The sequence below is a fragment of the Butyricicoccus sp. OF10-2 genome, from assembly GCF_003481925.1.
GTDB classification, from domain to species: Bacteria; Bacillota; Clostridia; order Oscillospirales; family Butyricicoccaceae; genus Agathobaculum; species Agathobaculum butyriciproducens.
The window spans coordinates 1-13,263 of sequence record NZ_QUMC01000016.1; the positions used below are offsets into that span (position 1 = coordinate 1).

Below are 13,263 nucleotides of genomic sequence, written 5' to 3' on the forward strand. Positions count from 1 at the left end.
GTAAAAAACTCTCGAAATTTCAGGTTCGCACTACAACCTTCGTTCTTTTGAACAAAAGTTTAAGCACATCGTTGTTTAATTTACAAGGTACAATCTGCTGTTTTCAAAGAGTTTTCACAACTTTTCGTTATCTTAACCGCTCATCAACAGCTTATTTAGTATATCAAAACCAGAAGCGTTTGTCAAGAACTTTTTTCAAATTCTTTTTTTGAAAGAATCAAGCCATTCTAAACCAAGCTTTTCGGTTTTGCGCTCGTCTCTGAGAGACAGCTTTAATAGAATACCAAATCCAACAGCGAATGTCAAGAGTTTTTCCGTCTCTGTTCGACATTTATTTCTCATTTCTCCGCACAAGACTGATTACAAAAGCCGCAATCGACAGTCCTGCGCTGACCGCTGACAATGCGCACGCAATAATATCCAGTGTCAGTTTGGCTTTTTTCTGTTTTTTATTCATTTTTGAGCATTTCTCCTTGTATAACTACAGCATGTACCGCTTCGAATGCTTTTACATAAAAGACCCGCCTGAAAGTACGGCGGGTCTTCCTCTATGCAGCTTTGCATCATTTCTTCATCAGTTCTGCCAGCAGCATAACCTTATCCACGTTGCCTTCCACCTTGATCTTACCCTCAGCGATAGCAACCTGCGGAACCAGCTTGCCGGTAAGCATCTTCTCCAGATTCGTCATCGAACCGGAAACGATTGCATCGTGATCAATATACTCATACGGCATAACGGACACATTGCCGTTCAGAATTTCGATGTAGAATACACCCGTAATCTTGCCCGTAAGATTAAACTGCACCGCAACCTTGCCTTCCGTGCCGGCAATATCTGCCTTCTTTAATCTGTTGTAAAACTTTCCAATCAGCTGATCAATATCCATCGGACTCACCCCTGCTCTATTTTCTATCTTTATTATACAACACATGCAAGAAAAAGCAAGGATAATTTTGGTGATTTAGCCGTGAAACCGTAACAAAGCGGCTGTGCAATTTTTAATGCACAGCCGCTTTGTAAATTGAACAGTAATCAACAGTTAATTTCAGGTCTTTCGGTCGAATTTGGTGTGACAATGCGGGCAGGTAATCATAATCTTTCCCTTTCCCTTGGGCACGCGCAGGCGCTGACCGCACTCCGGGCACTTGAAATAGCAGTGTGTCTTACGGTCGGCAAAACGGCCCTGTGCACCGCGAATCCTGTTCGATACCGGACGCCACCATCTCATGAACTTTTCATTCTCCGCATACCGCGCCTGAATATTGCGCGAGAACATGCGGAAATAGCACAGGCACAGCAGCGCAAGAATGAATACGTTCATCCACGCCCAGCCGAGAATGCGCGCAACGATAATGAGCGCAATGCCGAGAATGAGCAGTGCGTTATTGAGCGGGTCGCTGCCGTAGCGGCCTGCCATAAAACGGCGGAAAAAATCCATTTATGCCTCTTCCTTTCCGCAAACGTGCTCGAAAATCAGGTCAAGCACCTCATCACGACCGAATCCCTTCTCTGCCGAGAACGGAATGACCGGCACTTCCTCCGGCAACAGCAATGTCTGACGAATCTCCGCAATATTGCCCTCAAGCTGGCTCTTCTTAATTTTATCCAGCTTGTTGGCGATAATCACCCACGGTTTTCCGGATGCGCGGAACCACTCTGCCATCGTCATATCGTCGCGCGTCGGCTTGTGACGAATGTCCACAATCTGGATGCCCAGCGTCAGCAGATCCATTGCAAAGTAGGTCTCCATCAGAGCACCCCACCGCTGCTGCTCAGCCTTGGAAACGCGCGCGTAGCCGTAACCAGGAAGATCGACCAGATACATTGCCTTGTCGATTGTGAAATAGTTGATGTGAATGGTCTTGCCCGGCTGTGCGCTGACACGCGCAAAGTTCTTGCGGTTCAGCAGCTTGTTGATGACCGAGCTTTTGCCCACGTTGGATTTGCCCGCAAACACGATCTGCGGCAGCGGGTCGTGCGGAAAATCACTTTCCTTCACCGCCGAGCGCAGAAATTCCGCGTTATGCAAATTCGGTTTCTTCATTTCCATATTATTGTACCACCGTTGTCGATGCCGAGTCCGCTGCACGCTTTACCGGTGCGGACTTGCGTTTTTTCTGCTTGGGACGGCGCGAAAAGTCAATCGCGGTCTCCACCACCGTGTCCATGTGCTCCGCAATGACAAAGTTGATGTTTTCCCGAACGACCGGCACGATGTCCTTCAAATCGCTCTCGTTGTCCTTCGGAATGCACACGGTCTTGATACCCGCGCGATACGCCGCCATGGTTTTCTCGCGCAGACCACCGATCGGCAGCACGCGGCCGCGCAGCGTTACCTCGCCGGTCATGGCAACCTCGTGACGAACCGGCGCGCCGGTCAATGCCGAAATCAGCGCCGTGGTGATCGTCACGCCTGCGGACGGGCCGTCCTCGGAATCGCTGCCTCCGGGAAGTGAATGTGCAGATCGTTGTCCTTATAGAACATCGGGTCGATGTTCAGTGCCTCTGCCTTGGAGCGCACGAACGTCACAGCCGCCTTTGCGCTCTCCTGCATGACCGTGCCGAGATTGCCGGTGATTTCGATCTTGCCGGTGCCCGGCACGACTGCCACCTCAACCTCGAGCATTTCACCGCCGACACTCGTCCACGCGAGACCGTTTACAATGCCGACCTCGTCCTTCTTGCTGACCAGATCATCCTTGAAGGTCGCCGTGCCGAGCAGCTCCTCGAGGTTCTCCTTGGTAGCCGTCAGGCTTTCGTCACCGTCCGCGATATGCTTGGCCGCCTTGCGGCACAGCTTCGCCAGCACCTGCTCAAGACGGCGTACGCCTGCTTCACGGGTGTAGCCGCTGATAATCGCATCAAGCGTTTCATCGTCCACGATCAGCTGATTTTCGCTCAGGCCGTGCTTCTTCATCTGCTTGGACAGCAGATGACGGCGTGCGATCAGGCGCTTTTCCTCCGCCGTGTAGGACGGCAGCTCGATAACCTCCATACGGTCGAGCAGCGGACGCGGAACGGTCGAAAGATCGTTCGCGGTCGTCAGAAACACCACGTCGGACAGATCAAACGGCAGTTCAATGTAGTGGTCGCGGAAGGCAACATTCTGCTCGGTGTCCAGCACTTCAAGCATTGCCGATGCCGGATCGCCGCGGAAGTCGTTGCCCATCTTGTCAATCTCGTCGAGCAGGATGAGCGGGTTGGACGTACCGGCACGGCGCAGCGCATCCATAATACGGCCCGGCATTGCGCCGATGTATGTCTTGCGGTGACCGCGGATATCCGCCTCGTCACGCACACCGCCGAGGCTCATGCGCGTGTAGCTGCGGCCCATGGCCTCTGCAATGGACTTGGCAATCGAGGTCTTGCCGACACCCGGAGGGCCGACCAGACACAGCACCTGCCCCTTGAGGTCGGGCGCAAGGCTCTTGACGGCAAGGAACTCCATAATGCGTTCCTTGACCTTCTCCATGCCATAGTGGTCGCGGTCGAGGATCGCCTGTGCTTCCGCGAGATTATGACGTTCCTCGCTCTTCTTATTCCACGGCAGGTCGAGCACGGTATCCAGATAAGTACGCACGACACCCTGCTCGGCCGTCGAGCCGCTCAGCTTGGCAAAGCGGTCCACCTCACGGATGAGCTTGTCCTCGCACTCCTTCGGCAGCTTGAGATCGAGCACGCGCGCGCGATAGCTTTCCGCTTCTGCGGCTACGTCCTGCTCGCCGAGCTCGGTCTGAATGACCTTGATCTGCTCGCGCAGATAGTATTCCTTCTGGTTTTTGTCGATCTGGGTCTTGAGCTCATCCTGAATCTCATTTTCAATCTTGAGGACCTCGGTCTCCTCACCGAGCATGCGGATCACCATCACCAGGCGGCGGGTAATGCCAAGCTCTTCGAGGATCTCCTGCTTGGCTGCCACATCGACCGGAATATTCTGGGCGATATAGTCAGCCAGATAGCCCGGATCGCCGCCCTCGGCTACGGTCAGCTCCACATCGGGCGACAGGCGGGACGCATACTGCGCATACTCGCCGAAGCGCTCCTGCGCGGTGCGCACGAGTGCCTGCGCACGGCGTTCGGTCACGCCGTAAACATAGTCCTCGAGTTCCTCAACCTCGGCATATATGCAGTCCTCGTCCTTTTCGGCGGCGATAAAGTTGTGCGCGAGCGCACGGGTCTTGCCCTCGACCAGCACGCGGATATTGTCGCCCGGCAGACGCAGGATCTGGCGAATCTGGCAGATCGTGCCGATCTGGTACAGGTCGCTCGGCGTCGGCGTATCGGTTTTCAGTTCGCGCTGCGCGGTCAGGAAGATGGTCTGTCCGTTCTTCATTGCCGCTTCCAGTGCGCGAATCGACATCATTCTGCCCACATCAAAGTGGACGATCATATTAGGGAACGCCGTCAGTCCGCGCAGCGGCAGCACCGGCAGGCGGCTGAGGACGATTCCGTTAAGCTCTGTCATATATTCGTTTCTCCTTGCACGGAAAATTGTCTATTAGTTTCAGTATAGTATATCTTCCGGGGTTTGTAAAGGCGTTGAACGTTAAAAATACGGGCGGGAATCTTGTTCCCCGCCCGTATTGGTTTTGATTGATTATGCGCTCTTGGTCGGCTTTCTGCGCGAAGCCTTTTTCGGCGGCTTCTTTTCCGCCGGAACAGCCGTGCGTTCGCCGTGCTCGACAACCGGCTCGCCGGTACCGTCCACAACGCCCGGCGTGATCTCCACGCGGCAGACGGTCTCATCGGACGGAATACGGAACATGATGTCGGTCATCACGTTCTCCAGCACACCGCGCAGACCGCGGGCACCCGTTTTGCGCTCGAGTGCAACCTCAGCCACACGCTCCAGTGCCTCCGGCTGGAACTTCAGCTCTACGCCGTCCATTGCGAACAGCGTTTCGTACTGCTTGACCAGTGCGTTCTTCGGCTCCTGCAGGATGCGGACGAGTGCGTCCTTATCCAGCGTATCGAGCGAAACGATGGCCGGCAGACGACCGATCAGCTCGGGGATCAGGCCGAACTTCATCAGGTCATGCGGCTCGATCTTGGCCAGCAGACGGTCGGTCTGCTCGTCTTCCTTTCCCTTTACCTCAGAACCAAAGCCCATACCCTGCTTACCGGTGCGCTTCTGGATGATACCCTCGATACCGTCAAATGCACCGCCGCAGATAAACAGAATATTGGTCGTGTCGATCTGAATGAACTCCTGATGCGGATGCTTGCGGCCGCCCTGCGGCGGTACGTTGGCAACCGTGCCCTCGAGCATTTTCAGCAGTGCCTGCTGTACGCCCTCACCCGAAACATCGCGGGTGATGGACGGGTTTTCGCTCTTGCGGGCAATCTTGTCGATCTCATCGACGTAGATAATGCCGTGCTCTGCCAGCTCCACATCAAAGTCCGCCGCCTGAATCAGTCGCAGCAGGATGTTCTCGACATCCTCACCGACGTAACCGGCCTCGGTCAGCGTGGTCGCGTCCGCGATCGCGAACGGAACCTGCAGAGTCTTGGCCAGCGTCTGCGCCAGCAGCGTCTTGCCCGAGCCGGACGGACCCAGCATCAGGATGTTGGACTTCTGCAGCTCTACCTCGGTCTCCGGATGGTAGATGCGCTTGTAGTGGTTGTAAACCGCAACCGAAAGGGCAATCTTCGCACGATCCTGACCGATAACGTACTCATCGAGCACTTTTTTCAGCTCCTGCGGCGTCGGCAGGTGCTCGGGCTTTACGAGTGCATGGCTCTGCGGCTCGTACTCCGGCATGAGGTCCAGCTCGTCATCCAGAATGCTGGTGCATACGCCGATACACTCATCGCAGATATACACGTTCGGTCCTGCGATCAGCTTGCGCACGCGGCTCTGCGGCTTGCCGCAGAACGAGCATTTCAGTTCTTTTCCATCATCATAATTTGGCATATGCCACCTCTATACTACGAAAAAATTACAATTACGACAATGCAGAATTGCCTTAGTGCTTATCGAATACCTTGTCGATCAGACCGTATGCAACAGCCTCGTCCGCGGTCATGAAGTTATCGCGCTCGCAGTCAGCCGTCACGGTCTCAACCGGCTTGCCGGTATTTTCGGACAGGATCTTGTTCATGCGCTTCTTGATGATCTCAAGGCGCTTCAGGTGGATCGCCATATCAGTGATCTGACCCTGCGTGCCGGCGGACGGCTGATGGATCATGATCTCAGCATTCGGCAGCGCGTAGCGCTTGCCCTTGGCGCCCGAGGACAGCAGAAATGCACCCATGGAAGCCGCCATGCCAATGCAGATGGTCGAAACATCGCACTTGATATAGTTCATGGTGTCATAAATCGCCATACCTGCGGTTACGGAGCCGCCGGGGCTGTTGATATACAGCGAAATATCCTTATCCGGGTCCTGTGCTTCCAGATAAAGCAGCTGAGCCACGACCAGAGAAGCGGTCGTGTCGTTTACTTCATCGCACAGCATGATAATGCGGTCATTCAGCAGGCGGGAGTAAATATCAAACGAACGCTCGCCGCGGCCGGTCTGCTCTACGACCATAGGGACTAAACTCACTTGGGAAAACTCCTTTCAGCAAGGCGGATAAGCTGCGAAAAAGCGCAGATTTTGTCCTCCTTGAATATAGGTGAAAAAGCGCGAGCGTCGCTCGCGCTTTTCTTATGAACCAACGCTAAGCGTTTGGTTTGCTGTTGTTTGCGCGCTTTGGGGAATCAGCAGAAATTACTCTGCGGTCTCCTCGGTGGTCTCCTCAGCAGCCTTCTTCTTTGCTGCCTTCTTAACCTTGGCGTTCTTCTTGATGAACTCGAGCGCGTTCGAGATCTTCAGATCGCCCTCCAGAGCTTCCTTGGAAACGATGGCCTTAACCTTCTCAACTTCCATCTTGTACTGCTCTGCCATCTTAGCATACTCTTCCTCAAGCTCCTTATCGGAAACAGTAATGCCTTCCAGTTCAACAACCTTCTGCAGTGCCAGACGGGTCTTAACCTGACGCTCAGCCTGATCCTTGAACATTGCGCGGAATGCGCCCATCTCAGTGCCGGTCATCTTGAGGTACTGCTCGAGGCCCATACCCTGCATCTGCAGACGGTAGCCGAAGTCCTGTACAATGGTGTCAACCTGGGAGTCGATCATAGCAGCCGGAATGTCAGCCTTCATGCCGTCGATTACAGCGTCCAGAACCTTCTCCTCGAAAGCGTTGTCAGCAGCTTCCTGACGCTCTGCCTTCAGGCGCTCGGTGATCTCCTTCTTCAGATCATCAAGGGTCTCGCAGGTGTCGGAAACGTCCTTAGCGAACTCGTCGTCGATCTCCGGCAGGATGGTCTCCTCAACCTTGTGCACCTTGCACTTGAAGGTAGCTTCCTTGCCTGCCAGCTCCTTAGCGTGGTACTCCTCCGGGAAGGTAACAACTACGTCCTTCTCGTCGCCGGCCTTGCAGCCGATCAGCTGATCCTCGAAGCCCGGGATGAATGCGCCGGAGCCCAGAGTCAGCTCGTGATGCTCAGCCTTGCCGCCCTCGAACGGAACGCCGTCTACGAAGCCCTCGAAGTCGATATCAACGGTATCGTTCTTCTTAGCCTTGCGCTCTACGGTCTCGGTGCGAGCGTTGCGCTGAGCCATGCGGTTCAGCTCTGCCTTAACGTCAGCCTGCAGAACCTTAACGGTCTCCTTCTCAACCTCGATGCCCTTGTACTCGCCGAGCTCAACTTCCGGCTCAACCGGTACCTTGGCGATGATGGTCAGGCCGCCCTCTTCTGCCGGGTCGCCCAGGTCAACGTCTGCACGGCCGACCGGCTTGATGCCGGACTTCTCAACAGCCATTTCCATAGCGTCCGGGTAAATGATATTGAAAGCCTCTTCAAAGAACACGCCTTCGCCGTACAGCTTCTCGATCATCTTGCGCGGTGCCTTGCCCTTGCGGAAGCCCGGAACGGTGATGTTCTTGCCGGTCTTCTTGAATGCCTTGTCCTTAGCTGCTTCAAACTCAGCCTTGGTGATCTCGATAGTCAGAGCAACGACGCTGTGCTCCTGCTTTTCAGTGTTTTTCAGTTCCATGTTGCCAATCTCCTTACTTACTTTCGATTGTATCTAAATCATTCTACCAGATTATTTTGAGAATTTCCATAGTTTTTTCTATTTTTTCAGAAAAATCGGGATAAAATCCACAAAATCTCCGGAGACGAGCTTCCATTCAATTCCTTCCTGCTCACCTGTTACGGCATGACTCAGGCTTTTTCCATGCAAATGTCCGTAAATACAGCGCTTTACACCGTACTTATGCAGCAGTTCGATGATCTCACCGCAGCGGTAGGACGCGTAAAGCGGCGGATAATGCAGGAAACAGAGTATCTCCTCCGGATCTGCGGCAGCGCCGAGCTTCAGCGATGCCTCGAGCCGCAGCAGCTCGCGCTTGAAGATCTTCTCGTTGTGCGGGTCGGCGAAGTCCTCCTCAAAGGGCCAGCCGCGCGTGCCGCACAGCGCGGTCTTTTCATAGAAAAAACAGTTGTTATGCAGAAAATCAATGGTAGTAAATCCGTTTTCATCTAAGAAACGGTGCATTTTGGAGGCGGTTTCCCACCACAGATCGTGGTTGCCCTTCAAAATGATCTTTTTGCCCGGCAGCGAGTCGATCAGCGCAAAATCGCCTTTCGCTTCCGCAAGGTTGATGCCCCACGAAATATCCCCGCCCAAAACAATGGTGTCCTCCGGCGCAACAAGCGCACGCCAGTTTTTGATGATCTTTTCCGTGTGCCCCTGCCACCGGCCGCCGAAAATATCCATCGGCTTGGCTACATCAGCAGCAAGGTGCAGATCGGCAAGCGTATAAAGCGCCATTACAGATCCTTGAGCAGGCCGACGGTGGACAGAATGTCGGCCTTGTCTACCACGCGGTCAAAGCGCGGCGTTTTGCCTGCCAGAGCGGCGAGTGGAGCGGGTGCCGGTACACCCGTCAGCTGAGAGAGCACCTCCAGCTGGGTAACGTCGTCGTTCTCGAGCGTGCCGCCGAGCGCCTCGATAACCGAGCGGCAGAACTTGAACGGAGACGCGGTGGACGCGATCACGGTCGGCGTTTCGTCGCCGGTGCGTGCGCGGTAGTCCTCGTATACACGAACGGCAACTGCGGTGTGCGTATCGCACAGGTAGTTCTCGTCCTTCCACAGCTTGTTGATGGTATCAGCCGCGTGGCTGTCATCGCAGCAGCCTGCGTCGAACTCAGCCTCGATCTTGGCAAATACATCCTCAGCTACCTTGTAGCTGCCCTCGGTGTTCAGCTTGTTCATCAGCTCAGCAACCAGCTTGTCGTTGAAGTCGGAAGCGAAGAACAGCAGACGCTCGAGGTTGGACGAAATCAGGATATCCATCGACGGAGAAGTCGTGGTGAAGAAATCACGGTTGCGGTTGTACTCGCCGCCCTTCTTGAAGAAGTCAGTCAGCACGTTGTTGCGGTTGGACGCGCAGATGAACTTGTTGACCGGCAGACCCATCTTCTTGGCGATGTACGCCGCAAGGATGTTGCCGAAGTTGCCCGTCGGTACGCAGACGTTGATCTTGTCGCCCTGTGCAATGGTGCCTGCGGCAACCATATCGCAGTACGCAGAAACATAGTACGCGATCTGCGGCGCCAGACGGCCCCAGTTGATGGAGTTTGCCGAGGACAGCATCATGCCGTCCTTGTCGAGCGCTGCGCGGGTATTCTCATCGGTGAAGATGCGCTTTACCGCGCTCTGTGCATCGTCAAAGTTGCCATGGATGGCTACGACCTCGACGTTTCCGCCTTCCTGCGTTACCATCTGCAGCTTCTGCATGGGCGATACGCCGTCCACCGGATAGTACACCATAATCTTGGTGCCCGGTACATCGTGGAAGCCGTCGAGCGCTGCCTTGCCGGTGTCACCCGACGTAGCGACCAGAATGCAGGCGGTACGGGTTTCGCCGGTCTTGCGCAGGGACGCAGTGAGCAGGTGCGGCAGCATCTGCAGCGCCATATCCTTGAACGCGCAGGTCGGACCGTGCCACAGCTCGAGCAGGTTCTTGCCCTCGCCCAGTTTTACCACCGGTGCGGTATCTGCACCGCCGAACTTTTCATCGGCGTAGGCCTTGGACGCAAAGTCCGCCAGCTCCTCCGCCGTAAAGTCGGTCAGGAACTTGCCGAGAATGAGCGCCGAGCGGCCCTTGTAATCGCTCTCCGCAAGCGTTTTCCAATCCGCGTCGGTAAGCGTGGGAAACGCGGTCGGGCAGTACAAGCCGCCGTCCGGTGCGATACCGTTGGCGATGGCGTATGCCGCGGAAACCTTGCGCTCCTTATTTCTTGTGCTTACATAATCCATATTTTTACAACCTCCGCAGTGGTTTTGATTGCTTCTTCTATTGTATAGCAAATATGTATGTTTGGGCAATAGGCAATTCCGTGGAAATTCCGCCGTCCTGTCACAACATTTTCTGCATAAAGTTGAATGCGTTGTCATAAAACAGCCCATCGACCGTTTCCTGCTTGTAGCCAAGTGTCAACATACGGTCTGCCAGACGATACATATCCGCCAGACCGTCAATGCCGATCGGCAGGGTATCGCAGCCATCAAAGTCACAGCCGAGCGCGACCACCTTCTCGCCGTACATACCGAGGAAACGCTCGATGTGGTCGATGGCGTCATCGATCACAGAATCGCTCTGCCGCACGAGGAACGGCGTGTACAGGTTGACGCCGACCAGTCCCCTGCGGTTTGCAATCTCAGCGAACTGCTCATCGGTCAGGTTGCGCGAGTTGCGGCACAGCACGCGAGAGTCACTGTGGGTCGCAACGAACGGACGGTCTGTTGCCTCGCACACGTCCCAGAACCCGCGGTCGGACAGGTGCGATACATCAACGAGTATCCCCTTCTCGCCGCAGTCACGGACCAGCTGCTTGCCCAGCTCGGTCAGACCCTCGTTCTGATCCACGGCGGATGAACAGCCGTAGCGGCTGCGGTAATTCCACGTCAGCGTGATGAGACGCACACCGGCGTCGTAAACATAATCGAGCGCATCCGGCCGGTCGGGCAGCAGCTCCGCGCCCTCGATAGAGAGCAGCGCCGCCGCCTTTCCGGCCTCCACTGCCGCGCGGATGTCCGCCGCCGAACGGCAGAACGTCAGCCAGTCGGCGTTGACGGCAAACTCGCGTCTGGCAGTCGTCAGCATGCGGTCGAACCGCTCATCAGCGGGCGTATCGAGCAGACAGTCGCGTGTTTCCGGCGAATACGGCTGTCTCGCGCCGCAGAACAGCGCAAAGAACTGCACATACGGCTGATACCTGCGCGCTGCTGCATAATTGATATGTAAATCGTTCTCCCGCAGGTGTTTTCCTGTCTCGCAGCACTCATAGATGGTGTCACAGTGCAGATCAAACAGCTTCATACTCACCCTCCAAAGGCGTTTTCCAGATGGTTGATGCGCGGCGGAACCGATGCGTTTTCCTCGCCGTAAACCTCGATCACGTCAAACCGCGGCTGCTTTTCGGTCGGGTGCTCCTGCAGCCACGCCTGTGCAGCGGCGATGATCTTCGCCTGCTTGGCCGGTGTGACGGCTTCGCACGCCGGACCGTAGCGGGCGTTTTTGCGCGTCTTGACCTCCGCAAAGATAACATACTGCGCGTTCTCCGCGATAATGTCAATCTCACCGAACCGGGTGCGGAAATTCGTCGCTGCCGTGTGCCAGCCGCGCTTTTCGAGGTACAGCCGCGCCGCTTTTTCTCCCCACGCGCCCTTCATCGCGGTGCATCCGGATGCTTTTCGTAAAATTTCTTGAGGAAGGTCATCCGGTGGATCGGGCACGGGCCGTGCATGAGCAGGGCCTCATCGTGCGCCTTGGTCTCGTAGCCCTTGTGCTTTTCAAAGCCGTACTGCGGGTACTGCTCGGCGAACTGGCGCATCAGGCGGTCTCGCGTTACCTTGGCGATGATGGACGCTGCCGCGACAGACGGGATTTTTGCATCGCCGGAGACCACGCACTCGTGCGGCTGCTCAAGTCCCTGTGAGCGGTTGCCGTCCACATAGACAAAATCCGCCGGGCGTGTCAGACCGTCCACCGCCTGCTTCATCGCGCGGTAAGTCGCCTGCAGGATGTTGATCTCGTCGATCACCCGCTCGTCCACGAGCGAAACCGACCACGCAAGCGCGTTTGCCGTGATTTCGTCGAACAGCTTCTCACGCTTCTTTTCACTGAGCTTTTTCGAGTCGTTCAGTCCCTCGATGACGATTCCGGCGGGCAGGATGACCGCAGCAGCGCACACCGGTCCGGCGACCGGACCGCGTCCGGCCTCATCCACGCCGCACACCGAGCCGTAGCCGTTCGCCCATGCTTTTTCTTCGTATTCCCAAGTCATGTTTGTCTCTCCTAAAACCAAGGGCGAACACAGTGGTTCGCCCTCGAAATGTTGGTTTATTCCGGCTTCTCGAGCGTAATGCGGCCGAGAACACCGCCGCGGAACTCATCGAGCAGGATGCGCGCCATGCGCTCGGTGTCGATCTCACCGCCGCGCAGCAGAAAACCGCGGCGCCTGCCCGCCTGCTGCAGCAGCTCATAACCGAGGAAATCGCACTCCTCCTCCGGAATGGCGATGCTGTAGCGGTCAATGATGGTCTGCGGCGCCTGTTCGGCGAGCAGCTCCATCAGCTTGCAGCCGAGCGTCTCAACGTCCAGAATATCGTCCTTGATCGCACCCGTGCACGCCAGCAGAATACCGACGCGCTCATCGTCGAACTTGGGCCACAGGATGCCCGGGGTGTCGAGCAAGTCAATGCCGCTCTCCACGCGGAACCACTGGCTGCCGCGCGTCACACCCGGACGATCCGCCGCCTTGGCGGATTTTCTGCCGAGAATGCGGTTGATGAACGTGGATTTGCCCACATTCGGGATGCCGACGACCATCACGCGGACGGACTTGCCGACCAGACCTTTTTCGTTCCACTGGGCGATCTTGTCCGCCAGCAGCGTGCGAACCGCACCGGAGAACGCCTGCGTGCCATTGCCGCTGCGGCTGTCGGTCTGGATGACCGCCATGCCCTGCTCACGGAAATGCTTCGCCCAGACAGCCGTCATGTTCGGGTCAGCCAGGTCGATGCGGTTGAGGATCATCATACGCGGCTTGCCTGCTGCAATCTCATCCATATCCGGGTTGCGGGACACCTGCGGAATGCGTGCGTCCACGACCTCACAGACCGCGTCCACCTGCTTGATATACTCCGCCATCTGCCGGCGGGTCTTTGTCATATGTCCGGGATACCATTGAATATTCAT

At 55.9% G+C, this 13,263-nt stretch carries 13 protein-coding genes and 1 pseudogene; all 14 read right to left on the reverse strand.

Annotation, left to right across the window (positions count from 1 at the left end; all coding sequences use genetic code 11):
* Positions 1-331: 331 nt before the first annotated feature.
* A complete protein-coding gene (locus DXB00_RS17715) occupies positions 332-457 on the reverse strand; it encodes a hypothetical protein (protein WP_256129151.1) in 126 nt (41 codons plus the stop codon).
* Positions 458-563: 106 nt separating this feature from the next.
* The gene (locus DXB00_RS09305; RefSeq protein WP_110436606.1) at positions 564-887 is read right to left on the reverse strand and encodes an SCP2 sterol-binding domain-containing protein; all 324 of its coding nucleotides are present in this window, start codon (positions 885-887) and stop codon (positions 564-566) included.
* Positions 888-1,046: 159 nt separating this feature from the next.
* Positions 1,047-1,439: a hypothetical protein gene (locus DXB00_RS09310; RefSeq protein WP_117490730.1), complete on the reverse strand. Its 393-nt coding sequence runs from the start codon at positions 1,437-1,439 to the stop codon at positions 1,047-1,049.
* On the reverse strand, positions 1,440-2,051 hold the full coding sequence (gene yihA / locus DXB00_RS09315; RefSeq protein WP_227109736.1) for a ribosome biogenesis GTP-binding protein YihA/YsxC: 612 nt from the start codon (positions 2,049-2,051) through the stop codon (positions 1,440-1,442).
* Between the two features lies 1 nt (position 2,052).
* A pseudogene (gene lon, locus DXB00_RS09320) lies at positions 2,053-4,466 on the reverse strand (endopeptidase La).
* A gap of 132 nt (positions 4,467-4,598) precedes the next feature.
* A complete protein-coding gene (gene clpX / locus DXB00_RS09325; RefSeq protein WP_119214824.1) occupies positions 4,599-5,915 on the reverse strand; it encodes an ATP-dependent Clp protease ATP-binding subunit ClpX in 1,317 nt (438 codons plus the stop codon).
* A 52-nt stretch (positions 5,916-5,967) separates the two neighbouring features.
* Entirely contained in the window at positions 5,968-6,549 is a 582-nt protein-coding gene (gene clpP / locus DXB00_RS09330; protein ID WP_117490728.1) for an ATP-dependent Clp endopeptidase proteolytic subunit ClpP, read from the reverse strand.
* Positions 6,550-6,714: 165 nt separating this feature from the next.
* On the reverse strand, positions 6,715-8,046 hold the full coding sequence (gene tig, locus DXB00_RS09335; protein WP_116704876.1) for a trigger factor: 1,332 nt from the start codon (positions 8,044-8,046) through the stop codon (positions 6,715-6,717).
* 78 nt (positions 8,047-8,124) lie between these two features.
* Entirely contained in the window at positions 8,125-8,826 is a 702-nt protein-coding gene (locus DXB00_RS09340; protein ID WP_116704875.1) for a metallophosphoesterase, read from the reverse strand.
* Positions 8,826-10,319: a threonine synthase gene (gene thrC, locus DXB00_RS09345; protein ID WP_119214825.1), complete on the reverse strand. Its 1,494-nt coding sequence runs from the start codon at positions 10,317-10,319 to the stop codon at positions 8,826-8,828. Before thrC ends, DXB00_RS09340 begins: the two co-directional genes overlap by 1 nt.
* Positions 10,320-10,419: 100 nt before the next feature.
* Entirely contained in the window at positions 10,420-11,382 is a 963-nt protein-coding gene (locus tag DXB00_RS09350) for a dipeptidase (protein WP_119214826.1), read from the reverse strand.
* Positions 11,383-11,384: 2 nt separating this feature from the next.
* Positions 11,385-11,735, reverse strand: coding sequence for a YraN family protein (locus tag DXB00_RS09355; protein ID WP_119214827.1), 351 nt, complete (start codon positions 11,733-11,735; stop codon positions 11,385-11,387).
* Complete coding sequence (locus DXB00_RS09360) at positions 11,732-12,349, reverse strand: ribonuclease HII (RefSeq protein ID WP_119214828.1); 618 nt, start codon at positions 12,347-12,349, stop codon at positions 11,732-11,734. Before DXB00_RS09360 ends, DXB00_RS09355 begins: the two co-directional genes overlap by 4 nt.
* A gap of 56 nt (positions 12,350-12,405) precedes the next feature.
* Complete coding sequence (ylqF, locus tag DXB00_RS09365; protein WP_110436595.1) at positions 12,406-13,263, reverse strand: ribosome biogenesis GTPase YlqF; 858 nt, start codon at positions 13,261-13,263, stop codon at positions 12,406-12,408.